Here is a 25,931-nt window from a genome sequence, read left to right as displayed (position 1 = left end):
AGCTGTGTTCAAATAGCCCCATGCTCGATTTTTAGCTGGAAACCCGACCTTTGGGCCCATGAACCCCCCGACGGACCCGCGCCAGCTCGCCATCCACAGTTTTACTTACGACCTCCCCCCTGGGCGCATTGCCCCCGCCCCCCTTCCCGACCGCGCCGCCAGCCGCTTGCTGGTGAGCCGGGGCGGCGTCATCCAGGACCGTACCTTCCGCGACTTGCCCGGCGAGCTGCCCCCAGGGACCCTGCTGGTGTTCAACGACACCAAGGTGGTGCGGGCCCGGCTGCTGGCCCAGCGGCCCACCGGCGGGGCCGTGGAGCTGTTTTGCCTGGAGCCCGTGGCCCCGCACCGGGCCCTGGAGCCCGCCCTGGCCCAAACCGGTGCCTGCACCTGGCGCGGCTTGGTGGGCAATGGCCGCCGCTGGAAGGAAGGCCCCGTGGCGGTGGAGTTTACCGCCCCCGATGGCCAGCCCGCCACCCTGTGGGCCGCCCGCCAGGCCCGGGAAGCGGGCGGCACGGCCCTGCTGGACTTCCGCTGGGAACCGGTCTACCTCACGTTTGCCGAAGTGCTGCACGCCGCCGGGCACCTGCCGCTGCCGCCCTACCTGGGCCGCCCCGACACCGCCGCCGACGCCGTGCGCTACCAAACCGTGTACGCCGCCCACGAAGGGGCCGTGGCGGCCCCCACGGCCGGCCTGCACTTCACCCCCGAGCTGCTGGCCGAGCTGGCCCGCCGGGGCGTTGCCACGGCCCACGTCACGCTGCACGTGGGGGCCGGCACGTTTCAGCCCGTGAAGGCCGCCCAGATGGCCGAACACCCCATGCACACCGAGCCGCTGATTGTGACGGCGGCCCTGCTGCGCCAATTGCTGGCCCACCGGCCCCGGCCGGTTATTGCCGTGGGCACCACCAGCCTGCGCACCCTCGAAAGCCTGTACTGGCTGGGGGCCGCGCTGGCCGCCGGGGCCCCGGTGGGCCCGGAGCTGGCCGTGGGCCAGTGGCAACCCTACGAAAACGCCCCCGACGTGGCCCCCGACGTGGCGCTGGGGGCCCTGCTGCGCCACCTCGAAAGCACCGGCACCGAGGCGCTGGCGGCCAATACCCGGCTGCTCATCGCCCCGGGCTACCGCTTTCGGCTGGTGCAAGGGCTAATCACCAACTTCCACCAGCCCGAAAGCACCCTGCTGCTGCTGGTGGCCGCCCTGCTGGGCCCCGGCTGGCGCGCGGTGTACGACCACGCCCTGGCCACCGGCTACCGCTTCCTCAGCTACGGCGACAGCTCCCTGCTGCTACCCTGACGGATTAAAGAAGCACCTTTTTTGGGAGCCGCGGCTTCTGGCACATTCCTTGTAAATAACTTTTGCACCCGGGCATCGTACAAAGGCCCATAACGATTTTTCTACACCCATCCCATGAAAAAAGTACTCCTGTTGCTCGCCAGCGTTGCTTTCTCTACTGCCGCTTTTGCCCAAACGACTCCGACCACCGAAGTAAAAACCCGTGACAACGGCACCACCAAAGTGGTGACCAAGACCGGCAAAACCAACGTGGGCCAGGCCCTCGACAACACGGCCGACGCCGCCGGCAACGTGGCCAAAAAGACCGGCAAAGCCATCAAGAGCGGAGCCAAGAAAACCGAAGGTGCCGTGAAGCGTACCAGCATGAAAGCCAGCCGCAAAGCCAAAACTGGCACCGCTAAGATGGAAGCGAAGAGCGAATAGCTTTTCTTTCCTGCTAAAAAAGCGCCTCGGACTGGTCCGGGGCGCTTTTTTTGGGTTTAAGCGGTTACCATGCTACCTCACGTGCTACGGCTTTTCTCTTGCTTCGTGCAGCACCTTTTCTACTACTCCGCGGCCGAACAGGCTGACGCCGGCGTTGAGCACGACAAGGGCGGCCGTGCCGGCAGCGAGCCACTGCGGGGCCGGCACCCGGCGGTCTTTCAGGGATCCGGCCCAGTGCACCATGCTGGCCCCGGCCCCGATGAACAAGAGCCCGGCAGGGGCAAAAGATAACCATTTGGCTTTGTGCGTCATCGGAACAAAAGAAAGTAAAAGTTGGGGCTGGTGAGTTGACCCAATCCGGGCCACGCTTTGTTATAAGCGTAACTTTCGGCCCTAAGGTTGCGCCCCGCTACCCGTTTGCCCCGCGGCGTCGCGCCGTGCGTTCCATGTTGCCCTACGAACAACTTTTACACCTCGCTTTTGCCGCCCCGGCCGAGGCATCCCACTACCTCACTCCTACCGCCCGGCAGGCCCACGACCGGTTCCGGACCGCTCCACCCGCCGAGCAGCCTTTTCGCTTCGAGCAGTTGCGCCTGGGCCTCGCGATGGGTCTGCTTAAGCTACTGGCCGACCTTGGCGACCACGACGAAAGCCGCCGGGTACAGGACGTGTTGCACCGGGCCCTGGAGCAGAGCCGCAACCCGCAGGACATCGACCGCATCGTGAGCCGCGATGCCCGGCTCTTCGACCAGCTCTACGATAACCTCTACGTGAATGAGCAGGGCGAGGAATTGCTCAACCTGTTCGGCCGCACCCTGGACGCCGATACCCCCGCGCTGCTCGACGAAATTGCCCGCGAAGGCGTGGCCTTGGCCCGCGCCCTCGATTTCAGCGCCGACGACGAGGGGTGATGACCGTTGGCGTATCCGGCCACCGGAAGTGCTTGCTCAACGCGCGGATTGCGCGTTGTTATTTGTTAACTACTTACTGACATGACCCTCATCGTTTTCGGTTTCATTCTGTTGATCTTAGGGCTGAACGCGGCCCGGTTTTCCGAGCGGCTGGAGCACCTGCGCGGCGGCCTGATATTTCTAGGTGGGGCACTGCTGGTGCTGGGCCTGGCCTTGAGCACGGTGTCCCAGATTGGCGTGGGCCAGGTGGGCGTGCAAACGCTCTTCGGGCAGGTGCAGTCCCGCGTGCTCCAGCCCGGCCTGAACGTGGTGAACCCCCTCGTGGACGTGACCCGCTTCGACACCCGCACCCAGAACTACACCATGTCGGCGGTGCGCAACGAAGGCCAGCAGGCCGGCGACGACGCCATCCGCGTGCTGTCGGCCGACGGGCTGGAAGTCGTCATCGACCTCACCGTGCTCTACCACGTGGTGCCCGCCCAGGCCCCCCACATCCTGGCCACCATCGGCGAGGACTACCAGGATAAAATCGTGCGGGCCATCTCGCGCACCCGCATCCGCGACAATGCCGTGTACTACGACGCCGTAGCCCTGTATTCCACCCGCCGTGAGGAATTCCAGGCCCGCATCCTGGCCGCCATCGAGAAGGACTTCCGCACCAACGGCCTCCAGCTCGACCAGCTCCTCATCCGCAACATCCAGCTGCCCCAGTCGGTAAAAGCCAGCATCGAGAGCAAAATCTCCGCCGAGCAGGACGCCCAGAAAATGCAGTTCGTGCTGCAAAAAGAGAAGCAGGAAGCCGAGCGCAAGCGCGTCGAGGCCCAGGGCATCGCCGACTACCAGCGCATTGTGAACACCCAGCTCAGCGACAAGCTGTTGCAGTACGAAGCCATCAAGGCCAACCAAGCCATCGCCACCTCCCCCAACGCCAAGGTCATCATCATGGGCGGCGGCCGCGGGGCCACCCCGCAACTGCTGATTGGAGACAAATAGTATTAATCAGATTGATTCATAAAAAAGGCGGCCTCCGAATACGGAGCCGCCTTTTTTATTCAACTTTTTACCAGCCAGTAGCTAACCATTGCGCTCTAATAACCAGCATTTTGCACCAAATTGGCGTTGACGTCAATCTCGCGTTGGGGAATGGGCAGAATCAAGCGCGGCGAGTTGTAAGGCAGGGTGCCCACTGGCAGCTTGTTGCGCTTGAGGTCGTGCAAGTAAAATCCCTCGAAGGCCAGTTCCAGGTGCCGCTCTTGCAGAATAATGGGCACCGTTAGGTCCGTTGCAGCCAGCGGGGGCAGGTTGACGCGGGCCCGCACGATGTTGATGTCATCGACAGGCAGCCCGCCCACGGTGGTATTGGCGCGGAAGTTACCCTCTGCCCGGGTCAGGTACATCTCAGAGAGGCGCATCTCGTGGATGTTGCCGTACACCTGGTCGAATTTGGTCGTGAGCACCCCGTTGTCCTGGTTGAACAGGTTCAGGCGGTCGTCGGCCGGGTCAAACATGTCTAGCAGCGGCTGCTGCACGGAAATATCGCCCCCGCGGCCGTTGGTCGAATAAAACGTGTTCAAGTCGTTCACCCCCGCCTGCACCGTTATTTGGACGTCGAAAATGTCTTCGTTGGTGTTGATTTTCGAGTTGAATTCGTCGGCAATGGGCGTAGTAAGGCGGAAAATTCCTGAGCTAATCACTTTATCGGCCTCTACCGCCGCCAAGTCGTAGCGCTGCTGCTGCAGGTACACCCGCGAGAGCATGCCCGAGGCTGTATAGGTTGTGGCCACGTCCGAGCTAGTGGGCGAGCTGGGGGCCGAAGCCTTCAGTTTGCTTTCGGCCGCCGTCAGGTCACTGATGGCTTGGGCGTACACGTCGGCCACCGTGTTGCGGGGCAATTTGGCCGCATCGCCCAGCACCCCGCTGGGGTCCTGCACGTTGGTGGGCGTCAGTAAGATGGGCACGGCCAAGTTGGTGCTGGGCGAGCCGTCGTTCCAGTCCCGGCCATAAAAACGCGCCAACTCAAAATACATCGCACCCCGAATAAACCGAGCTCCGCCTTCTACCTGGGCCTGCTGCACAGCGGACACCTTGCTCAGGTTGGCCAGCACCGTGTTGGCAATGTTGATGGCTTGGTAAGCCTGCGTCCAAGTGCCCGCTACGAACGTGTTGGTGGTCGTGATGCGCTTGTTGTAAATCTCGTTGGGCTGCGAGTAGGTGCCTTGCCAGAACAGCTCGCCGCTGGGCCCAGCGGGGTCGCCGAGCAAATCGGCGGTGTATTGCAGGCGGCCCCCGTACAGGTCAACGCTGCCGACGACGGCGTAGCCGGCCCGCAGCAAAGATTGGACGTCGGCAGAAGTGTTCAGCGCTTTGTCGGCCGGGGCCGTGTTGACGGGCTGGATATCCAGCCGGCTGTTGCAACCCGCCATGGGCACTACCAGCAAAGCAGAGCCCAGCGCAACTACGTGAATTATTTTTTTCATGTGAGGAATGGATAGAATGGCCCAGCAGGGCAATGCCCCGCAGCGTGGCTACGACCAATGATTAGAAACCCAAGATGACGCCCAGCGTGTAGGTGCGCAGCTGCGGGGCCGAATAGAAATCGTTGCCCTGCCCAATGTTTCCCGCGATGTAGTCGGCGTTCACCTCCGGGTCAGCCCCATTGTACTTCGTAAAGGTCAGCAGGTTGACGCCGGTCAGGAACAGGCGGGCGTTGCTGATGTGCGCGGGGCCCAGCAAGCTGGTAGGAAAAGTGTAGCTGAGGGTCGTCGTTTTCAGGCGCACATAGTCGCCGTGCGATAGGAACCGCGACGAGTTGCTGATGCCGTTGCCCAGGAACAGCCGCGCCTGCGGCACGTTGGTGATGTCGCCCGGCTTCTGCCAGCGGTCGAGCTGGTCGGTCGTCTGGTTGTCGAGGCCGTTGCCGAAGCCCACTGATTCGTACTGCCCGGCCCCGTTATAAATGCTGTTGCCAAACACCCCTTGAAACGTGAAGTTTAGCTCAATCCCTTTGTAGCCCAGTGTATTGGTGACGCCGCCGGTCCAGCGGGGGTTGGGGTTGCCCAATACCACGCGGGCCGCCGTGTTATAATCGTTAGTCGTGCCCGTGCTATGGTCGATAACGGTGGTAACGGTGCTGCCGTCGGTTATCGTCCGGTTTTTCCAGTAGAGCGCGTCCCCGTTCATGGGGTCGGCCCCGGCAAATTCCTGGGCGTAGAACACGCCAATGGGCTGCCCTTCCACGGCGCGGTTGATGTAGCCGCCGTTAATAACCTGCCCGCCCAGGTTCGTCACCTTATTGATGTTGGTGGCGGCGTTGAAGCTGGTGGTCCAAGTAAAGGCCCCCAGGGCGTTGCGGGTGGTAAGCAAGAACTCTAACCCCTTGTTTTCCATGTCCCCTACGTTCTGGAAATAGGTCGTGAATCCCGTTATGCCGGGCAGATTGGTATTGAGAACCAAACCCTTGGTTTTCTTTTGGTAGACATCAACTTCGCCTGAAATCCGCCCGTCGAGGAAGCCAAAATCGATGCCAGCGTCGGTTTGCGTGGTGGTTTCCCACTTCAAATTGTCGTTGGCAATGCTTGCGGGGCGCTGGGTGGCTATGCCGCCGTAAGCGCCAGCGCTATACTGCGCCGTGTAGGCGTTGTCGGGAAACCCTTGCTGGTTACCGGTCTGGCCGATGCTGACGCGGGGCTTGAGGGTGCTGAGAATCTTCTGGTTTTTCAGGAAGTTTTCTTCCGTCAGCAGCCAGCCCACCGAAGCTGCCGGGAAGAATCCGTACCGGTTGCTGAATCGCGACGAGCCATCAACACGGCCGCTCAGCGTCAGCAAGTATTTATTATCAAAAGCGTAGTTGGCCCGGCCAAAATAGGAGAGCAGGGCGCTGCGGGAGCTGGAAGAAGAGCCACCGCTAATCACCGCCGCCGCATTTATCAGGCGGTAGGCGTCGCTCGGAAACTGCTGGCCCGAGACGGAGTTGGCGTCGAGGCGGCGCTCTTCGTAAGCCGTACCCGCCACCACTTCCAACGAATTCTTCTCACCCAGGGTGGGGCGGTACGTGAAGTAGTTGTTCGTGGTGAAGCGGGTGTTGCGGGCGGTGGTGTTGTAGCCCGAGCCGTTGACAGTGAAGCCCGTGTTGCGGGCCGTGAGCAGGCCGGCTTTGTAATCTTCGGTTTGGAAGAGCAGGTCGATGCCCAGTTCGCTGCGGAAAGTAAGCCCTTTGGCCAAGTCGTAAGCCGCGTACACATTGCCCAGCGTGCGGTACACGGTGGTGGCGTTGCGCACGTTATCTAGGCTCAGCAGCGGGTTGTAATAGAGCGGAAAAGTAGTGTTCGGCAGACCTGTAGCGGGGTTGAATGCCCCGCTGGCCAGGCCGGTGCGCGGGTCGATGACCGGCGTGATGGGCGAGAGGGCCACGGCCTGGTAGGCCGTCCCGAACGAATTGTCGTTGTCGATGCGGTTGTTGAGCGTACGCGACAAGTTGAGGTTCAAGCCAAGCACTAATTTAGTAGTGGCTTTGTGGTCGATGTTTATCCGGGTATTTATCCGCTCAAAGTTGTTGTTGCGGATGATGCCGTTTTGCTTAATATAGTTACCGGCCAGGTAGAACCGGGTCTTCTCGTCGCCCCCGCTTGCCGACAGACTGTACTGGTTTGTAGCAGCCCGCCGCTGCTGCAATTCTTTTTGCCAGTCGGTGTTCACCAGCCCGGTCTTGTAATCGTCGTTGCCGCCCGACAGGCTCTGGAGCTTGCTTTCAGCGTAAGCTGTGTAGCCGTTGGGGTCGGTGCGGGGGATGCCCAGAATGTCGTCGGTATTGTTGGCGGATTCCCGCACCAGCGCCACGTAGTCGGTGGCGTTCAGGAATTTCCGGTTGCGGGTGGGGTCACTCACGCCCGTCTGGTAGCCCAGCTCAAAGTGCGTGGCCCCGCTTTTGCCCCGCTTCGTCGTAATCAGAATAACGCCGTTGGATGCCCGCGAGCCGTAGATGGCCGAAGCCGAAGCGTCTTTGAGAATGCTGATGTTCTCTATATCGTTGGGGTTCAGGTCCGTCAGCGGGTTGGTGGGGGCCCCATTGCCCGAAAGGTCGTCGTTGATGACAGGAATGCCGTCTACCACGTACAGCGGCTGGTTGTCGCCGCTTACCGACGTCGTGCCGCGCACGCGCACCTTGGTAGCCTGCCCGAGCTTGCCGCCCCCGCTCTCGATGAACACCCCGGCCGCTTTGCCTTGTATAGCTTGCTCGAACGTGAGCACCGGCACGTTGTTGATTTCCTTGCTGCCCACCGTCGCGATGGAGCCCGTCAAGTCTTGCTTGGTTTGGGTGCCGTAGCCCACCACCACGGCCTCGGCCAGTTCGGTGGCGCTGGCCGTCAGTGTCACGTTGAAAGTGGCCCGGCTCCCCACCGGAATGGTTTGGGTAATGTACCCCACCGAGCTGATGACCAGCGTAGCGTTTGGCTTCACACTAAAGGTAAAAGCCCCGTCGGAGTTCGTGCTGACCCCGTTGGTAGTGCCTTGCTCCAGGATAGTAGCCCCAGGCAGGCCGCCGCCGTCGGAGCCCGAAACCCGGCCACTAATGGCCTGCGTCTGGGCCCAGGCTGGAATGGCCAGTAGCCAACTTAGCAGCAGCACAAGCTTGCAGCGTGTAAAAAATTTCATTTTCATAAAGTGAAACTGAAAAGAGTGAATGGGTAGAAATAGATGGTAGTTGACGACAAATGGTGCACATTATTCGCCATCTGACCTACGTACAGAAGGCGAAAGTATTCGTTTATGTCTCATCATGGCCAAAGGTGGCCTGTTTTTTTACTCTGCCCTAACAGCTACGCTATATCCTTTTATTCTAATTGTTATTAATATTATCCTAAAGTTAATCCGACGTCGCCAACACGCTGCTGGCCACACGGCTTGGTCACACCGCGGCCGCATATCGGTGCTTCAAGCAACCTATCCACCACTGTGAACAGAATATTATATTTTTTACTATATATTAATTCTTAAATTTTACCCCTACCTATTGTAATTGATTTTCAAATTATTATGCCCGGCAACCGGCTATTTTTACTGCTCTCGCAGCACCGCTGGGCCCGGTAGTTCCGCACGCAGCAAAGGCCCCGACTACTTAGTCGGGGCCTTTGCTACAGCGAGGCATAAGAGGGGGGGCCCGGGACGGGCCCTTACCCGTTTTAGCCAAATTCCGGGGGGCTAATATCCGGCGTTCTGGACCAGGTTAGAATTCGCATTAATTTCGCGGAGCGGGATGGGAAACACCAGCCGCGGCGAGTTCCAGGCGACGGCGGCACCCGTCGGGTCGATGGTCGTTTCCGTGTTGCGCTTGAGGTCGGCGAGGCGAAAGCCTTCGAAGGCCAGCTCGATGCGGCGCTCTTTCAGGATGGCGGCCAGCGTGACGGCGGTGAGGGCGGGCAGCCCGGCCCGCGCCCGGATGGTGTTGACGTCGGCCACGGGGGTGGGGCCCGTCGGGGTGCCGCCCGCCCGGAAGTTGGCTTCGGCCCGGGTCAGCAGCATCTCGTCGAGGCGCATGAGCTTGATGTTGCCGTAGAGGGCGTCGTACTTGGTGGTGTAGGTGACGCCCGCGGTGGTGAAGTACAGCGTCCGGCGGCTGTCGCCGGTCTCAAACAGGCCCAGGAACTGCGCGTTGATGTTCACGTCGGCCCGGCGGGTGCGCGAATAAAACGTATTCAGCTGGTTGCTACCGCTCTGCGCCGATATCTGGATGGCGAAGATGTCCTCCGCCGTGTTGCCCACCAGCTGGCTGGCGCTGTTGGTGGCCAGGTTGTAGCCGAAGTTGTCGCCGTAGTAAGCGTTCAGCCGGGCCGTGGTGCTGATGGCGCGGCTGGCGGCGGCCGCGGCGGCCGCGTAGCTGCCCTGCTGCAAATAAATCCGGGCCAGCAGCCCCGCGCAGGCGTAGCGCGAAGCCGAAAACGTGTTGAGGCCGCCGCTCGTGGTCAGCTTGGCCTCGGCGGCGGTCAGGTCGGTGATGAGCTGGGCATATACCTCCGCCACCGTGTTGCGGGGCAGGGGCACGGCGTCGGCCACGCTGGCGGTGGGCGTCAGCACCAGCGGCACGCCGGGGTTGGCCGGGGGGGTGCCGTCGTTCCAGGCCTTGCCGAAGGTGCGCACCAGGTCGAAGTACACCAGCGAGCGAATGAACTTGGCCTCGCCTTCCACGGCCGCCTGCTGGGCGGGCGTATCGAGCTTGCCCAGGTTGGCCAGCACGTTGTTTGCGCGGTTGATGACGTCGTAGGCGCTCAGCCAGGTGGCGCTCACCTGGCTGTTGGTGATGAGCAGCGCTTTGCGCTGGGCCTCCTGGGGCTGCGAAAAGGTGCCCACGAAGGCCTCGTCGCCGTTGTCGGCTATCAGGTCGGTCAGGAACTGGAGGTAGCCGCCGTACAGGTTGGTGCTTTGCAGGCCCGCGTAGCAGCCCACCAGCGCCGCCTGCACGTCGCTGGAATTGGAAAACGCGGTGGCCGAATCGATGGAGCTGGTGGGCTGCACGTTGAGGTTGTTGTTACAGCTTTCCAGGCCGCCCAACAGCAGAACCGCCGTGAGCAGTCCGGGTAGTATTTTTTTCATGAGACGAAAAGCTAAGGGTAAGAAGAAAAAGTGGCCGGCCCCGGCCCCCGCCCGCAGGCAAAAGGGGGCGGCCTTCTTCAAATTAATGGCTGCGTAACGAGCCCGCCGCGCGGGGTTTAAAAGCCCAGGTTGATGCCCACCGTGTAGGTGCGGGCCTGCGGCGCGGTGTAGAAGGTGATGCCCTGGTTGATGTTGCCCTGGGTTTGCGACACCCCGCCCCCGTTCACGTAGTCGGTGCTCACCTCGGGGTCCCAGCCGGTGTACTTGGTGAAGGTCAGCAGGTTGTAGCCCTGCACGAAGATGCGGGCCGATTGCAGGTAGCCCCGCTTGGCCAGGTCGCTGGGCAGGTTGTAGCCCAGCACCACCGAGCGCAGGCGGCCGTAGTCGCCGTTTTGCACGAAGCGCGACGAGGCCCCGATGCCGTTGCCCCCCAGGTACACGGCCTTGGGCACGTTGGTGACGTCGCCGGGCTTCTGCCAGCGGCTCAGCTGGTCGCGGGTCTGGTTGTCGGCCCCGTTGTTGAAGCCCACCGAGTAGTACTGCGCCCCGCCGTCGTAAATCTGGTTGCCAAACACGGCGACGAGCGTGGCGGACAGGTCAAAGCCCTTAAACGTGAACGTGTTGGTGAAGCCGCCCGTCCAGGTCGGGTTGGGGTTGCCCACGGGCACGGAGGTGGCCAGGTTGATGTTGGTGGTCGTGGTGCGGTCGAGGCTGCCGTCGGTCTTGGTCGTGTTCAGGTAGTAGAGGGCGTTGCCGTTGGCGGGGTCCACGCCCGCGTACTCGGGCCCGATGAACTCGCCCAGCGGCTGGCCGGCCCGCGCCCGGTTCAGGGAACTGCCCAGAATATCGGGGCCCGCCAGGTCCAGAATCTTGTTCTGGTTGATGGACGCATTCACGCTGGTCGTCCAGGCGAAGGCCCCCACGAAGTTGCGGGTGGTGAGGGCCAGCTCCAGGCCCTGGTTGCGCAGGCTGCCCACGTTGGCGTTGTAGGTCGAGAAGCCCGACGTGCCAGCGACCGGCTGCGCCAGCAGCAGCCCGGTCGTGTTTTTGCGGTAGATGTCCACCTCGCCGCTGATGCGGTTATCGAAGAAGCCGTACTCCAGGCCCGCGTCGTACTGCACCGTCGATTCCCAGCCCAACAGGTTGTTGCCCAGCTGCGAGGGGCGTTGGCCGGGCGTGCCCACGTAGCCCGAGCCCACCCCCGTGAAGAGGCTGCGCGACGCGAAGTTGGGGAAGTTCTGGTTGCCCGTTTTCCCCACGCTGGCCCGAACTTTCAGCAGGCTCAGCACGGTGTTTCCCTTCAGGAAGTCTTCTTCCGAAATCAGCCAGCCCACCGAGCCGGCCGGGAAGATGCCGTAGCGGCGCTCGGCCCCGAAGCGCGACGAGCCATCGACGCGAGCGCTGCCCCCAATCAGGTACTTGCCGGCGAAGGCGTAGGCCCCGCGGGCGAAGTACGACACCAGCGAGCTTGACGTGATGAAGGAGCTGCCCGCCGTAATCTGCGAGGCGTTGTCGATGCTGCGGTAGGCATCCGAGGCAAACTGCGTGCCCGTGACGTTCGTGCCGTTGAGCCGGCCGGTTTCGTAGCTGGTGCCCAGCGTCAGCTCCAGGCTGTGCTTGTCGGCGATGGTGTTTTTGTACGAGAAGAAGTTGTTTATCACCAGCTTGGCATCGGTTTGGATGGCGCTGAAGGCGCTGCCGTTGGTCGGCCCCGAGTTGCGGGCCGTGATGCGGCCGTTGTACGATTCCTCGTCCTGGTTCAGCAGGTCGGCCCCCAGTTCCGAGCGGAACACCAGGTTCTTGGTCAGCTTCAGTTGCCCGTACACGTTGCCCAGCAGGCGGTAGGCCGTGGTCACGTACGAGCCGCCCTGAATGCTCAGCAGCGGGTTGTAGTAGAGCGGAAACGTGGCGTTGGGCAGGCCCGTGGCGGGGTCGAGGGCTCCGCTAATCAGGCCCGAGCGCGGGTCGGTGAGCGGCGTAATGGGGGGCAGGGCCACGATTTGCAGCGGGGTGCTGAAGGCGTTGTCGTTGGGCACCCGGTTGTTGACCGAGCGCGTGGCCGTCAGGTTCAGGCCAAACGAGAGCTTCTCCGTGGCCTGGTGGTCCACGTTGAAGCGGGCCGCCATGCGCTCGTACTGGTTGCTGACGATGATGCCCTTCTGCTTGCTGTACTGCCCCGAAAAGAAGAGCCGGGTTTTATCGTTGCCCCCGCTGGCGTTCAGGTCGTACTGCTGGAAGGCCGCCCGGTGCAGCACCTGGTCCTGCCAGTTGGTGTCGTAGGTCAGCGGGTCGGCGGCCCCGGCGGCGTAGCCGGTGAGGCGGGTGGCGTTGGCCGCGGGCGTGCGGCCCGAGTTCACCAGGGCCTCGGTTATGAGCGCCACGTACTCCTGGCCGTTCAGAAACTCCCGCTTGTGGGTGGGCTCGCTGGTGCCGCCCTGCACCCCCAGGCTGAAGCGGGTGGCCCCGGCTTTGCCGCGCTTGGTGGTGATGAGCACGACGCCGGGCGTGCCCCGCGAGCCGTAGATAGCCGTCGCCGCAGCGTCCTTGAGCACCGAGATGCTCTCGATGTCGTTGGGGTTGATGTCGGCGATGGGGTTGGTGGCCGCGGAGGTGGACGACAGGTTGTCGGACACCACCGGCACCCCGTCCACTACGTACAGCGGCTGGGTGTTGCCGCTGATGCTCGACACCCCGCGCACCCGCACCCGGATGCCCTGGCCCAGCTTGCCGCTGCTGTTTTCGATGAACACCCCGGCCGCCTTGCCCTGGATGGACTGCTCGAACGACTGCACCGGCTGGTCGCCCACGTCCTTGCTGGTGAGCTGCGCCACCGCGCCGGTCAGGTTGGCCTTGGTTTGGGTGCCGTAGCCCACCACCACGGCCTCGGCCAGGTCGGTGGTGGAGACGTCCAGCGTCACGTCGAGGCTGGTTTGGCTGCCCACGGGCACCGTCCGGCTGAGGTAGCCCACCGAGCTGAACACCAGCGTGGCCCCCGGCCGCACGCTCAGCGTGAACCGGCCGTCCGAGCCGCTCGTGGCCCCGTTGGTGGTGCCCTGCTCCAGGACGGTGACGCCCGGCAGGGCCCCGCTGTCCGCACCGGTTACGCGCCCGCTGATGGCCTGGCCCTGCGCCCAGGCCGGAACGGCCAGCAGCCAGCTTAAAAGCAACAAGAGCGTGTAATGAGTAAATTTTTTCACTTCCATAAGAAAAACTTTGAGGATTGAATGATTTGGAAGGAAGGGGTAAGCCCCGCAAACATCATGAATTTTTTCTGAAGACCGGTAAAAATTTACCTGTTTTTTCATAAAAAATACTTTTTACGTGAAAATAGCCCTCTTTTTTTACCCCCTTTATTCCAATCGGGCAACTTTCGCCCGGTGCTGCCTGCCACGCCCCGAGTGGCCTTGATTATTCCTACTTTTGCCCTTGATGTCCACAATTCACTACCTCACCACGGCCGACGCCATTGCCACGGCTGCTGCCCATTTTGCCACTTTGCCGCGCATCGGCATCGACCTAGAGTTTGACGACATGCGCTACCGCTACGGCCGGCACGTGGCGCTCATCCAAGTATTTGACGGGCAGGAAGTGTACCTCATCGACCCGCTGCCGCTGGAGCCCGACATGGCCGCCGGCCTGGAGCCGCTGTTCGCCGTGTTGCGCGACCCGGCGGTGGCCAAGGTGTTCCACTCCTGCAAGTCGGACATTCTGCTCCTCGATGAAGTATTTGGCGTCAACTGCCGCACCATTGTTGACACCAGCGTGCAGTTCAGCCTGCTGGCGGCTGAGGACAACAACATCTCCCTGGGCCGCCTCATCCAAAGTGAGCTGGGCTTTGAGGTGGACAAGGGCGAGCAGAAGTCGAACTGGCTGAAGCGGCCCCTCACCGAGGCCCAGAAGGAGTACGCCGCCAACGACGTGCTGTACCTGTTCGAGCTGACCGACCGCCTGGCCGCCCGCCTCGCCGAGATGGGCCGCGCCCAGTGGGCCGCCGAGGAAAACCACGCCCTGGAAGCCGTGCGCTACGGCCGCGACGAGCCCCGCCCCTGGGCCCGCAACGCCGCCAAGTTCAAGATTTCGCCCCAGGAAATGCCGGTGTTCCGCGAGCTGTACAAGCTGCGCGACACCGTAGCGCGGCAGCTCGACCGCCCGCCCTACCACGTCATCAGCAACGACCGGCTGGCCGAGCTGGCCCGCCAGCCCCTCGAAACCGCCAACCAGCTGCGCGCCGCCAACGGCCTGCACCCCGAGCTGAAGCGGGGCCCCTACGCGGAGCAGCTGCTGGCCATCGGCACCACCGACCTGCCCGACGAGGCCCCGCTGCCCGCCGACCAGCGCAAGTTCCCCTTCCGCCGCCGCCTGAACGGGGCCGCCGCCAACCGCGCCGAAGCCCGCGAAACCCTGCTGCTGGCCCTCAAAGCCCACCTCGCCGCCGACCAGGGCCCCGTGCTGGCCAACATGGTGCTCAGCAACCGCCTCATCGCCGACATCGTGGAGCAGGGTGCCACAGAGGCCCTCCGCCCCTGGCAGCAGCAGCTGCTAAAAGAGGCGGCCGAGAAGCACGGCGAAGACTATGGGCAGCTCGCCGAGCCGTTTGCGTAATTGTCTGATTGTCTGAACCGCAGATTAAGTGGATTTAACGGATAAGAACGGATGATCCAATAGCTTCCTACCCTTGATATCCGGTGTGCGGCGATTCTGGGGCCCTATTGAAATTTTAAAGTCTAATGAAAAAGGCCACTTGTTGAGTGGCCTTTTTCATTACAAATAAGGGGCAGTTATAATCCGTTCTTATCCGTTAAATCCACTTAATCTGCGGTTCAGACGGCTAGAACTGCGCTTCCTCGGTGCTGCCGACCAAGGCGGCGGTGCTGGTCTGGTTGCTGGTCACCACGTTCTGCACGGCATCGAAGTAGCCGGTGCCCACGAAGGTTTGGTGCTTCACGGCCTGGTAGCCCTCTTTTTGCAGGGCAAACTCGCGCTCCTGCAGCTCCGAGTAGCCGGCCATGCCGCGCTGGCGGTAGGCCTGGGCCAGCTCGAACATGCTGGTGTTCAGGGCGTGGAAGCCGGCCAGGGTGATGAACTGGAACTTGTAGCCCAGGGCGGCCAGCTCCTCGCGGAAGGTCTCCATCTGCTCCACGCTGAGCTTGGCGGCCCAGTTGAACGACGGCGAGCAGTTGTAGGCCAGCAGCTTGCCGGGGAACTGGGCGTGGATGGCTTCGGCGAACCGGCGGGCGTGGGCCAGGTCGGGGTCCGAGGTTTCCATCCAGATGAGGTCGGCGTAGGGGGCGTAGGCCAAGCCGCGGGCAATGGCGGCGTCCACGCCGCAGCGGATGCGGTAGAAGCCCTCGTTGGTGCGGGCGGCGTCCTGCCGGATGAAGGGCACGTCACGGGCGTCCACGTCGGCCGTGAGCAGGTCGGCGGCGTCGGCATCGGTGCGGGCCACGATGAGCGTGGGCACGTTCAGGACGTCGGCGGCGAGGCGGGCGGCCACCAGCTTGTTGATGGCTTCCTGGGTGGGCACCAGCACTTTGCCGCCCAGGTGCCCGCACTTCTTGGCCGACGACAGCTGGTCCTCAAAGTGCACCCCGGCGGCCCCGGACTCAATCATCATCTTCATCAGCTCGAAGGCGTTGAGGTTGCCGCCGAAGCCGGCCTCCGCATCGGCCACGATGGGGGCCAGGTAATGGATGTCCGACTTCCCGGCCAGGTGCTGAATCTGGTCGGCCCGCAGCAGGGCGTTGTTGATGCGCTTCACCACGGCCGGCACGCTGTCCACGGGGTACAGGCTCTGGTCGGGGTACATCTGCCCGGCGTTGTTGGCGTCGGCCGCCACCTGCCAGCCACTCAGGTAAATGGCCTGCAACCCGGCCTGGATTTCCTGCACGGCCTGGTTGCCCGTGAGGGCCCCCAGCCCGGCCACGTACTCCTGGCTGTGCAGCAGCTCCCAGAGGCGCTCGGCCCCCTGCCGGGCCAGCGAGTACTCGATGCGCACCGAGCCTTGCAGGCGCAGCACATCTTCGGGCGAGTACGGGCGCTCGATGCCCGCCCAGCGGGGGTTAGTGGCCCAGTCCAGGGCCAGGTCGGCGGTGCGTTGCAGTTGCGATTTCATGCGAATGGAGTGGGTTGGAGTGAGAGATTGAAGCGTTGAGAAAAGGCAAAGCGCCGCCCGGCAGGCTACAGGAGCTGCATTTTTGATTCGGAAAACGAGGGGGAAAAGCCAGCGCGCTGGCCGCAGTTTAGCGCGCAGCGCGCAACTGCTGGCCGGTAAACGGGGTGAGTCTGCGACTCACGGCCGCGCAGCGGCCCAGCGGGTTGCGCAGGGCAGGCCGTTCAATTTTGCGAGTTACAAACTCGCGCCGTTTGGCGGCCAGCAGTTACGCGCTGCGCGCTAAACTGCGGCCAGCGCCGAGCCGATTTTAAGCCAGCTGGTCGTAGGCGGGCAGGGTCAGGAATTCGATGAATCTGGGGCTCATCACCAGCTGGTCGAACAGCTGGGCGGCGGCCATTATGTGGTTGCCGGGCGCGGCTTCGGCCTCAATGATGGCCATGATGGGGGGCACCAGGGCCCGGTACAGCTCGGTCGTGACGGGGCGGCCGTCGGCCAGGGCGGTGCCGGGCGTGTGCAGCCACTGCCACACCTGGGCCCGGCTGATTTCGGCCGTGGCCGCGTCCTCCATCAGGTGGTGGATGGGCACGCAGCCGTTGCCCCCCAGCCACGAGGCCAGGTAGCGGATGGCCACGTCGATGTTCATCCGCAGGCCGGCTTCGGTGATGGTGCCTTCGGGGGCCCGCACCAGGTCGGCGGCGCTCACCTGCACGTCGAGGCGCTTGTTAGCCAGCTGGTTGGGGCCCGGCATGAGGCGGTTGAACACCTCCAGGGCCACGGGCACCAGCGCGGGGTGGGCCACCCAGGTCCCGTCGTGGCCGTTGGTGGCCTCCCGGATTTTGTCCTGCCGCACCTTTTCCATCGCCGCGTCGTTGGCCGCGGGGTCGTTTTTGATGGGAATCTGGGCCGCCATGCCGCCCATCGCGTGCACGCCGCGGCGGTGGCAGGTCTGAATGACCAGCTGCGAGTAGGCGGCCATAAACGGCACCGTCATCGTCACCTGGGCCCGGTCGGGCAGGCAATACTCGGGCCGCAGCCCCAGCCGCTTGATGTAGCTGAAGATGTAGTCCCAGCGCCCGCAGTTGAGGCCCGCGCTGTGCTGGCGCAGCTCGTACAGAATCTCGTGCAGCTCGAACGCGGCGGGCAGCGTCTCAATCAGCACCGTGGCCTTGATGGTGCCCCGGCGCTGTGAGAGGTTGTCCTCGGCGAAGTTGAACACCTCGTTCCAGAGGCGGGCTTCCCGGTGGCTTTCCAGCTTGGGCAGGTAGAAGTAGGGCCCCGAGCCGCGCCGCACCAGTTCGTGGGCGTTGTGGAAGTAGTAGAGGCCGAAATCGAGCAGCGCGCCGCTCACCGGCTCGCCGTCCACGAGCACGTGCTTGTCTTCCAGGTGCCAGCCGCGGGGGCGCACCATCAGCACGGCGGTGTCCTCGTTGAGCCGGTATTCTTTGGTGGGCGTGCTGAGGCGGATGGTGCGGCGCACGGCGTCGCGCAGGTTTATTTGGCCCTCGATGACGTTGGCCCAGGTGGGCGCGTTGGAATCCTCAAAGTCGGCCATGAACACCTTGGCTCCCGAGTTCAACGCGTTGATAATCATCTTCCGCTCCACGGGGCCCGTAATTTCCACGCGGCGGTCGAGCAGGTCGGCGGGCAGCGGGGCCACCGTCCAGTCCTGCTCGCGCAAGCGCCGAGTTTCGGGCAGAAAATCGAACGTGCCCCCGGCCGCAATCTCGGCCTGGCGGGCCTCGCGGCGGACCAGCAACGCCCGGCGCGTGGGGTCGAAGCGCCGATGCAGCTCGGCCACGAAGGCCAGGGCCGAGGGCGTGAGGATTTCGGCAAACTCGGGCCGGAAAGCGCCGATGACGCGCACTTGGGCGGGGGCACGGTAGGCGGGCGGCGGGGCGGGGGCAGGCGCGGTGAAGGACATGAGCAGGGGAAAGAGGTGAAAACCAGTGGCCACCGGGCCAGCGCTAGCGGGTGGTACTGCAAACATACGTCAGCGAATCCACAGTATTAGCGAATATTCGCTAATACTGTGGATTCGCTTTGCTTCCTTACCTTTGTGGGGCCCCAACGCGGACGGCAAATGCTCGTTTGGGGCCCCGGGGCCCTGTTTTAGCGCGCGGCGTTTTCTTTAAAAAAATATCTCGATGCTGAACCACGGCCAGGTCGTGCGCCTCATTTTTGGGCTGAAGCTGCGCGAGCTGCGCCAGGAGCTGGGCCTGGCCCCGGCCGAGCTGGCGCGGAGCTGCGACGTGTCGGTGAGCTACCTCAACGAGATTGAGAAGGGCAAGAAATACCCCAAGGCGGACAAGATTCTGAGCCTGAGCAAGGTGCTGGGCGTGAGCTACGACCAGCTGACGTCCACCACGCTGCCGCGGCGGCTGGAGCCCATTTCCGACCTGCTGCACTCCAAGGTGCTCCAGGAATTTCCGCTGGAGATGTACGGCCTCGACGTGGCCCGGCTCTTCGACCTGATTGCCAACGCGCCGGCCCGGATGAACGCCTTCATCAGCACCATCTTCGAAATTGCCCGCAACTACGAAATGGGCCAGGAAGACTTTTTCCTGGCCGCGCTGCGCTCGTACCAGGAGATGCACGACAATTATTTTGACGACCTGGAGCAGGACGTGCGGGCGTTTCTGGGCAGCCACCCGGCGGTGGGCGCGGCGCCGGCCGGGGCCCTGGCGGCCCTCGAAACCGTGCTGGCGCAGGAGTACGGCTACGCCTTCGACCGCACCACGCTGGGCGAGCACCCGGCGGCGGCGCAGGGCCGGCTGCGGGCCGTGTTCCAGCCCAAAACCCGCACCCTGCTGCTGCGCCCCGGCCTGAGCCGCGGGCAGCAGGCCTTCCTGCTGGGCCGCGAGGTGGCCTTCAACTACCTGAGAATGAAGGAGCGGCCCTACGCCCACCCCAGCAGCGCGGCCGTGCCGTCGTTTGACGAAGTGTTGAACAACTTCCGCGCTTCGTACTTCGCCGGGGCCCTGCTGCTGGAGGAAGACGCGCTGGTGCGCGACCTGCGGCAGCTGTTCGGGGCCCGCAAGTGGGCCCCACAGGCCTGGCTGGACCTGCTGACGCAGCACGACGTGAGCGCGGAGATGTTCATGCAGCGCCTCACCACGCTGCTGCCCAAGCACTTCGGACTGAACAGCTTGTTCTTCCTGCGCTTCGACCAGGCCGCCGCCGGCTACCCCTACGAGCTGACCAAGGAGCTGCACCTCTCGCGCCTGCACAACCCCCACGGCAACGAGCTGAACGAGCACTACTGCCGCCGCTGGGTGAGCCTGCGCCTGCTCGACGAGGCCCGGGCGGCGGCCGCCATTGCCGGGCCCGGCCAGCCCCCGGCCCTGCTGCTGGGGGCCCAGCGCTCGCAGTACTTCGGCACCGCCGACGAGTACCTGTGCTTCACGCTGGCCCGCGCCGGGGGCCCCGGCCAGCCCGCCACCAGCGTGACGGTGGGCCTGCGCTGCGACGACGCCCTGCGCCAGCAGCTCAAGTTTTTCGCCGACCCCGCCCTGCTCATCAAAACCGTGAACGAAACCTGCGAGCGCTGCGCCGTGCCCAACTGCGAGGTGCGCGCCGCTCCGCCCCTGCGCCTGGACCAAGACGCCGCGCGCCGCGCCTACGCCGAGGCCGTGGCCGCGCTGGTGGGGGCGCCGAAGCCAGCAGAACCGGCATAGCCGGGCGCTACGTCCCAGTAGTATAGGGGCCCGCCAGCGGATACCGCCAGCGCGGGTAAGTACCTGTCCTACAAGGCCGCCTTGCCCACCCAGCGGCCGCGCAGCCGAGGTAGCTCGCCCGCGCCCTTAACCCAGCCGGTTGCGGCCGTTACGCAGGAGAACTATTTCGACAAGCGGACGCCGGCTGATTAGGAATACTCGTTAGTTGCCCTAACTAGTTACTCTCTTAATCAATTACTTACTGCTAAACAGCCGCCCCGCCGGGGCTACTGGGTGCCCAGGTGCGCAAGTCCTAAGCGTAAAATACACGGCCCGACTGTGGAAGCCCCGGCAGTGGCCCGACGGGGTAGACTTGGACGCGAGCCTTCCCCTGGGCACCAGTAGAACTCAGCCGAAATGAGGCCCAAGCGAATACACCCTCACCAAGAGCGCCGGGCTGGCCAGCCATTGCTTTGGGCGTATCAAACAAATAATTACCTCCCAGCACCCGCTACTTCCTCCAGTAAATTTCATGCTACCAATAAATTAACTAAACTAAGGCGCAAATTCAGCCCATTACAGCGGCGCAGTGGATACCAAGCCCTTAACTGTTCACTCATTGGTAAAAAAATGAAAATCTACATCAAGTACATGGTGAGCAGGCGCTGCAAAATATTGGTGCAAGAGGAGTTGCACAAGCTCGGGCTACAGTGCGGGGCGGTGGAGTTGGGCGAAGTCGAAGTCGACGGGGTGATTACGGACGAACAGCGCGACCACTTAGGCAGGGCTTTATTAAAATCGGGACTTGAGCTGATGGACGATAAAAGAGCCATCCTGGTCGAAAAGATAAAAAATGTAATTGTTCAAATAATACATTATACCAAAGAAGAAATCAGAATAAAAAATTCTGAATTTATTAGTGATAAACTCAACCACGACTACACGTATCTCGCCAACCTTTTCTCAGAGACAACAGGCATTACCATCGAGCATTACCTCATCGCCCAAAAAATTGAGCGGATAAAAGAATTGCTTTTGTACGATGAGCTTACACTTACTCAGATTGCTAATAGTTTAAGGTACAGCAGTGTGTCGCACCTATCTAATCAGTTTAAGAAAGCTACTGGATTGACGCCAAGCTATTTCAGGCAGCTCAAACAATACAAGCGGCGCCTGGCACTTGAGGACGTGTGAATGATGCAAACCATTTTGAAGATTATGTAAACTTTCTGAGAAGCGGGAGAATGAACTTTGCCGTGTGAAAATTATTGCACATCGGTAAAGTTCAAAATCTATGAAAACATCCTTTCTCCTTACGGTGGCTTCGGCCACGCTACTGGTTTTTCCCAAAGCGAGCCACGGCCAGACTGCGCCGCCGCTGGGCGCCGCGGCCAGCTTTGCCCTGTTTACCGCGGTTGGCGCGGTCGACAACCAGGGCCCCACCGTCATCAACGGGGACATCGGGACCAACGCGGGGGCCTTCAACGGGTTTCCTCCGGGGGTGGTGAACGGCAACATCCACGTGGGGGACACCTATGCTACGCAAGCGGCCACGGACGTGCAGGCGGCTTACGCCTACATGTCGGGCGTTATTTACGTAACCGAAGAGGCCGTGTACGGCGGCACGCCGCCCGTAACCCTGCTGCCGGGCTCGTACTTCGTGAAACAGGCAACCACCCTGGCCGGCACGCTGATTCTGGATGGCGGCGGCGACCCGAATGCGAAGTTTTTCCTGATGGTGAACGGCGCCTTGACCACGGGCGCCAACTCCCGCGTGGTGACGCAAAACGGCGCCGACCCCAGCAACGTGTACTGGCAGATAAGGGGCCTGGCCACGCTGGGGCAAAACTCGGTGATGCGGGGCACGCTGCTGGTCGACGGCGCCATCAACCTGATTACCGGCGCGGTGGTGGAAGGCCGGGGCCTTTCGCGCGGCGGGGGCATCTCGTCGACTTCGAGCACGGTCACGCTGCCGCTGCCCGCCGTGGCCCCGGCGCCTACCCAAACCTTCTGGCTGGGCGATCCTCTCGGCACGGGCACCACGGACTGGTTCACGCCCGGCAATTGGTCGAACGGCGTGCCCACCAGCGTGCTGGACGCCGTTGTGCCCACCGGCACGTCGCCTTACCCGCTGGTTGCCAGCGGCAACGCAGCGGCCAAAAGCCTCACCATTGGCTTTGGGGCCAGCTTCACGCAGGCCGGGGGCACCCTCGACGTGCTGGGCAGCGTGGACAACAGCGGCACCATCAGCGCCACGGCGGGCACCGTGCGCCTGAGCGGCACCGCGGCGCAGCCCGTCGGCGGCAGCGGCAGCACCCAGTTTTGGGGCCTGGCCATCACCAACCCCGCCGGGGCCAGCCAGGCCGGGGCGGTAAGCGTCCACGGGGCCCTGGCCCTCACCAATGGCGGCCTCACCACCAATGGCAAGCCGCTGACGCTGCTTTCCGACGCGGCCGGCACGGCCCTGGTGGACAACACCGGCGGCACCGTGAGCGGCACCGCCACCGTGCAGCGCTACATCGACCCGGCCTTTAATGTTGCCTCGGGCTACCGCCACTACAGCTCGCCGGTGGCCAGCACCACGTTCAACGACCTGGGCACGCCGGGCTTCGCGCCGATTTTCAACCAAGCTTACAACACGACGGGCAACGCGGCAACGCCCTTTCCAAACGTGTTCGGCTACGACCAGGCCCGCGTGGTGGACCCCGCTGCCACAACCGCCGCCTTCGACCAAGGCTTTCTGGTGCCCGCGGGCACCGATGTGCTGGACGTGCTGAGGGGCTACACCGTGAACATCGACGCCGGCCAAGTGGTGGACCTGCAAGGGGCCCTCACCAACGGCCCCGTGAGCCGCACCGACCTCGCCCGCGGCAACCAGCCCCAGAGCGGCTGGCAGCTGCTGGGCAACCCCTACCCTTCGCCCATTGACTTCAGCCAGACCAGCGGCGTGGTGCGGACCAACGTGGACGATGCCGTGTACGTGTACCACAGCACCGACCGGTACGCCGGGCAGTACCGCAGCTACGTGAACGGCGTGGGCGGCAACCCGCTGGTGGCCGCCATGCAGGGATTTTTTGTGCGGGTGAGCGACGGCCATGCCACGGGCAGCTTCGCGCTGAACAACAGCATCCGGGTAACCACGACCGCCGCCGCAGTCGCCTTTAACCGGGGCACCGCCGACACGCGCCCGCTGGTGCAGCTGCACCTGCAAGGCAGCAACCAGTCCCTGACCGACGAAACGGCCGTGTACTTCGAGCAGGGCGCTTCGTCCGCTTTCGATGCCCATTTCGATGCGTTCAAGCTGCCCAACTCGTCGGGGCTGAGCGTGAGCAGCCTCACGGCCAGCAACGACTTATCGGTGAACGGACTGGCGCCGCTCACCAGCGCCACCACGGTGCCGCTGAACCTGCACGTGCCCGCCGCCGGTGCCTACACCCTGAAGGCGAGCAGCTTGGTCAACTTTGAACCCGGCACGGAAGTGCTCCTGCTCGATACCCAGACCGGCGCGCGCATCAACCTGAGCCAGCAGCCTGGCTACACCTTCCAGGCCGACGCGACGGCACTGCCGGGCCGCTTCAGCCTGCGCTTCGGGCCGGCCGCCGCGCTGGCCGCCAACGCCCCGGCCTTGGCCCAGCAGGTGCAGCTGTACCCGAACCCGGCGCAGGGCAGCTTCACGCTGATGCTACCCGCCGAGCTGGGCCGCACGCCCGTCTCGGTCCAGGTCGTCAACCAGCTCGGCCAGTTGGTGTCGGAGCGCTCGGTGGCCATGACGGCGGCCGGAGCCAGCGCCCGGTTCGACGTATCGGCCCTCGCCCCGGGCGTTTACTCGCTGCGCCTCACCTCGGCCACTGGCCAGGTAGTGAAGCGCATGGTAATAAAGTAACTGCGTGCTGACCGTCCCGGGCCGAAACAGTCGGCCCGGGCCAAGCAGTTCGATGACACTGATTCAACGTTTTAGAACGCCGTGCGCAGCCGGCGGTCCGCTTGCGAAGCAGCGCTACCGCTCACCAATCAATCGTTCAACGAAGCGACGGCATTGCTTCGGCAAGCGGACGCCAGCTGCGCACGAACGCCTTGCTGCCTAATCCATTCGGCTCGACCACTGATGGCCACCCCTGCGGCTCAGCTTCCTCCTCATTTTTTGTCAGCTCTTTTTTTATGAACATCCAGACTTTTATTGGCACGCTGTGCGGCACAGCAATTTGCGTACTCGTGCTGGCGGCAACGGCCCTTGCCCAGCCCGGCAGCGGCGGCCCCAGCCCGGCCCCCACCCCCGTTCCCCCCGGCGGGCCCACCGAGGCACCCCTCGACGGGGGCGCGTCGCTGCTGCTTGCCGGCGGTGTTGCCTACGGCCTGAAGCGCCTGCGCGAGCGCCGCACCAAGGATTGACGAAATACCGCCCCCGCCCTGTTCAACCAAAAGCCCCGTCCGGCTGGCTTGGTTCGTATCCAAAAAAATTCCGGTTTCCCAGCCGTAACGCCGAGGCCCCTTTTGCCGGTCAGCTCCGCCTGAAAAGCGGCAAGTTAGCGGGGCAACCACTCAAAAAAGCCCTTTCGGCCGCACGGCCGAAAGGGCTTTTTTGAGTGAGCAGCCATTAACTACCAGTGTTTTAATTGCTTGATTTCGAGTTACTTTTAAGAATAAGAAAATCAAATACTTATTTTTAAAAGTAACACTCGAAATCAAGCGGTCAGCACGCTACCAGGAATCCTTCCGGCCGCGGCGGCCTTCGGGGCCGTGGCACTCGCCTGGCGTGGGAGCAGCGCCAAGCCGCGCGCGGCTAATTTTGAGGCGGAGTAGGCCATTTTTCCTGCCCCAGCCGTAGTGCAAGGCTTCCAACCTTCTGTTTTTTTGTGACAAAAAAGCTTAGCTGGCTCTTGGTTGGGCTGCTGGCCCTGGGCGCGGCGGGCTACGCGGCGTGGCGGGTGCTGTACCGGCCCAACGTGGTGGCCTTTCCCGAAGGCGATGCCTACCTGTACATCCGCACCGGCAGCGGCTACGGGGCGGTGCGCGACTCGCTGGGGCGGCCGGGCCTGCTGCGCGAGCCGGGTACCTTTGCCTGGCTGGCCGACTGGCGCAACTACCCGGCGCACGTGCGCCCCGGCCGCTACCGCCTAGGCCCCGGGCTGGGCAACCTGGCGCTACTAAAGCTGCTCGAAAGCGGGCCCCAGGACACGGTGCAGTTTGAGCTGACGCCGTTTCACTACCTTGAAAACCTGCCCCGGCAAGTCAGCCGCCAAATCGAGGCCGACTCGTTCAAGCTCAGCCTGCTGCTGAATAATAACGCCGGGCTGCAAGCCCGCTACGGCCTCGACACCTGCACGGTGCGCACGCTGTTCATCCCGGGGCCCTACCGGCTGCTGTGGAACACCAGCGCCGCCGCTTTCCTGGATACCGTGGCGGCGCGGCACCGCCGGTTTTGGTCGCGGGCGCGCCGGGCCCGGGCCGACTCGCTGGGCCTGAGCCAGGTGCAGGTGAGCGTACTGGCCAGCATTGTGCAGCGCGAAACGGCCCAGCTTACCGACAAGCCGCTGATTGCCGCCGTGTACCTCAACCGCCTGCGCCTGGGCCAGCCCTTGCAGGCCGACCCCACCCTGCTGTGGCCCCTGCACGGCCTCGGCACCCGCAAGCGCGTGCTGAACGTGGACAAAAAAGTGGATTCGCCCTACAACACCTACCGCCACAAAGGCCTGCCGCCGGGCCCCATCACCACGCCCCGCGCCAGCTCGCTCGACGCCGTGCTACGCCCCGCCCACAACGGCAACCTCTTCTTTTGCGCCCGCCCCGACGGCAGCGGCTTCTCCGATTTCGCCGCCACCTACACCCAGCACAAGCGCAACGCCCGCCGCTACCAGCACCACCTGGACAGCCTGGGCGTGAAACGGTGAGGGTACGCTTTAGTAATCTAGCAGGCCGTCATGCTGAGCACAGCCGAAGCATGACGTTTTTTT

General features: G+C 63.4%; 17 protein-coding genes. 10 read left to right on the top strand and 7 right to left on the bottom strand.

Annotated elements, in window-relative coordinates; genetic code table 11:
* Positions 1–58 precede the first annotated feature (58 nt).
* Entirely contained in the window at positions 59–1,294 is a 1,236-nt protein-coding gene (locus tag HNP98_RS09360; RefSeq protein WP_173809803.1) for an S-adenosylmethionine:tRNA ribosyltransferase-isomerase, read from the top strand.
* Between the two features lie 114 nt (positions 1,295–1,408).
* Complete coding sequence (locus HNP98_RS09355) at positions 1,409–1,717, top strand: hypothetical protein (RefSeq protein ID WP_173809802.1); 309 nt, start codon at positions 1,409–1,411, stop codon at positions 1,715–1,717.
* Between the two features lie 84 nt (positions 1,718–1,801).
* Here the strand turns inward: HNP98_RS09355 and HNP98_RS09350 are convergent, their stop codons facing one another.
* Positions 1,802–2,029 carry a hypothetical protein gene (locus HNP98_RS09350; protein WP_173809801.1) on the bottom strand — a complete coding sequence of 76 codons (228 nt, stop codon included), beginning with the start codon at positions 2,027–2,029 and terminating at the stop codon, positions 1,802–1,804.
* Positions 2,030–2,154: 125 nt separating this feature from the next.
* Between HNP98_RS09350 and HNP98_RS09345 the strand changes: the two genes are divergently transcribed.
* On the top strand, positions 2,155–2,628 hold the full coding sequence (locus HNP98_RS09345) for a hypothetical protein (protein WP_173809800.1): 474 nt from the start codon (positions 2,155–2,157) through the stop codon (positions 2,626–2,628).
* Positions 2,629–2,709: 81 nt separating this feature from the next.
* A complete protein-coding gene (locus HNP98_RS09340; RefSeq protein ID WP_173809799.1) occupies positions 2,710–3,621 on the top strand; it encodes a prohibitin family protein in 912 nt (303 codons plus the stop codon).
* A 95-nt stretch (positions 3,622–3,716) separates the two neighbouring features.
* On the opposite strand, the gene HNP98_RS09335 is transcribed toward HNP98_RS09340, so the two are convergent.
* The 4 genes from HNP98_RS09335 to HNP98_RS09320 form a co-directional block, all read right to left on the bottom strand.
* Positions 3,717–5,105: a RagB/SusD family nutrient uptake outer membrane protein gene (locus HNP98_RS09335; protein ID WP_173809798.1), complete on the bottom strand. Its 1,389-nt coding sequence runs from the start codon at positions 5,103–5,105 to the stop codon at positions 3,717–3,719.
* Positions 5,106–5,166: 61 nt separating this feature from the next.
* Entirely contained in the window at positions 5,167–8,280 is a 3,114-nt protein-coding gene (locus HNP98_RS09330) for a SusC/RagA family TonB-linked outer membrane protein (RefSeq protein ID WP_173809797.1), read from the bottom strand.
* Positions 8,281–8,826: 546 nt separating this feature from the next.
* Entirely contained in the window at positions 8,827–10,215 is a 1,389-nt protein-coding gene (locus tag HNP98_RS09325; RefSeq protein ID WP_173809796.1) for a RagB/SusD family nutrient uptake outer membrane protein, read from the bottom strand.
* 116 nt (positions 10,216–10,331) lie between these two features.
* Complete coding sequence (locus HNP98_RS09320) at positions 10,332–13,418, bottom strand: SusC/RagA family TonB-linked outer membrane protein (protein ID WP_173809795.1); 3,087 nt, start codon at positions 13,416–13,418, stop codon at positions 10,332–10,334.
* Positions 13,419–13,644: 226 nt separating this feature from the next.
* Here HNP98_RS09320 and HNP98_RS09315 point away from each other — a divergent pair, with 226 nt between their 5' ends.
* Positions 13,645–14,817: a ribonuclease D gene (locus tag HNP98_RS09315; RefSeq protein ID WP_173809794.1), complete on the top strand. Its 1,173-nt coding sequence runs from the start codon at positions 13,645–13,647 to the stop codon at positions 14,815–14,817.
* 226 nt (positions 14,818–15,043) lie between these two features.
* On the opposite strand, the gene aceA is transcribed toward HNP98_RS09315, so the two are convergent.
* Together aceA and aceB are read right to left on the bottom strand one after the other, a co-directional pair.
* A complete protein-coding gene (gene aceA, locus HNP98_RS09310; protein WP_173809793.1) occupies positions 15,044–16,327 on the bottom strand; it encodes an isocitrate lyase in 1,284 nt (427 codons plus the stop codon).
* A 307-nt stretch (positions 16,328–16,634) separates the two neighbouring features.
* On the bottom strand, positions 16,635–18,248 hold the full coding sequence (gene aceB / locus HNP98_RS09305) for a malate synthase A (protein ID WP_173809792.1): 1,614 nt from the start codon (positions 18,246–18,248) through the stop codon (positions 16,635–16,637).
* Between the two features lie 223 nt (positions 18,249–18,471).
* Here aceB and HNP98_RS09300 point away from each other — a divergent pair, with 223 nt between their 5' ends.
* The 5 genes from HNP98_RS09300 (at position 18,472) to mltG (ending at position 25,868) form a co-directional block, all read left to right on the top strand.
* The gene (locus HNP98_RS09300; protein ID WP_173809791.1) at positions 18,472–20,001 is read left to right on the top strand and encodes a helix-turn-helix domain-containing protein; all 1,530 of its coding nucleotides are present in this window, start codon (positions 18,472–18,474) and stop codon (positions 19,999–20,001) included.
* 609 nt (positions 20,002–20,610) lie between these two features.
* Positions 20,611–21,174: a helix-turn-helix domain-containing protein gene (locus HNP98_RS09295; RefSeq protein ID WP_173809790.1), complete on the top strand. Its 564-nt coding sequence runs from the start codon at positions 20,611–20,613 to the stop codon at positions 21,172–21,174.
* 100 nt (positions 21,175–21,274) lie between these two features.
* Positions 21,275–23,863 carry an ice-binding family protein gene (locus HNP98_RS09290; RefSeq protein WP_173809789.1) on the top strand — a complete coding sequence of 863 codons (2,589 nt, stop codon included), beginning with the start codon at positions 21,275–21,277 and terminating at the stop codon, positions 23,861–23,863.
* Between the two features lie 275 nt (positions 23,864–24,138).
* Positions 24,139–24,369, top strand: coding sequence for a PID-CTERM protein-sorting domain-containing protein (locus HNP98_RS09285; protein ID WP_173809788.1), 231 nt, complete (start codon positions 24,139–24,141; stop codon positions 24,367–24,369).
* Positions 24,370–24,833: 464 nt separating this feature from the next.
* The gene (gene mltG / locus HNP98_RS09280; RefSeq protein ID WP_173809787.1) at positions 24,834–25,868 is read left to right on the top strand and encodes an endolytic transglycosylase MltG; all 1,035 of its coding nucleotides are present in this window, start codon (positions 24,834–24,836) and stop codon (positions 25,866–25,868) included.
* The last annotated feature ends 63 nt before the right edge of the window (positions 25,869–25,931 follow it).

The organism is Hymenobacter caeli (genome assembly GCF_013294115.1).
Lineage (GTDB): Bacteria > Bacteroidota > Bacteroidia > Cytophagales > Hymenobacteraceae > Hymenobacter > Hymenobacter caeli.
Note: the sequence above shows the minus strand (reverse complement) of the source record. Positions and strands in the feature narration are given on the sequence as shown.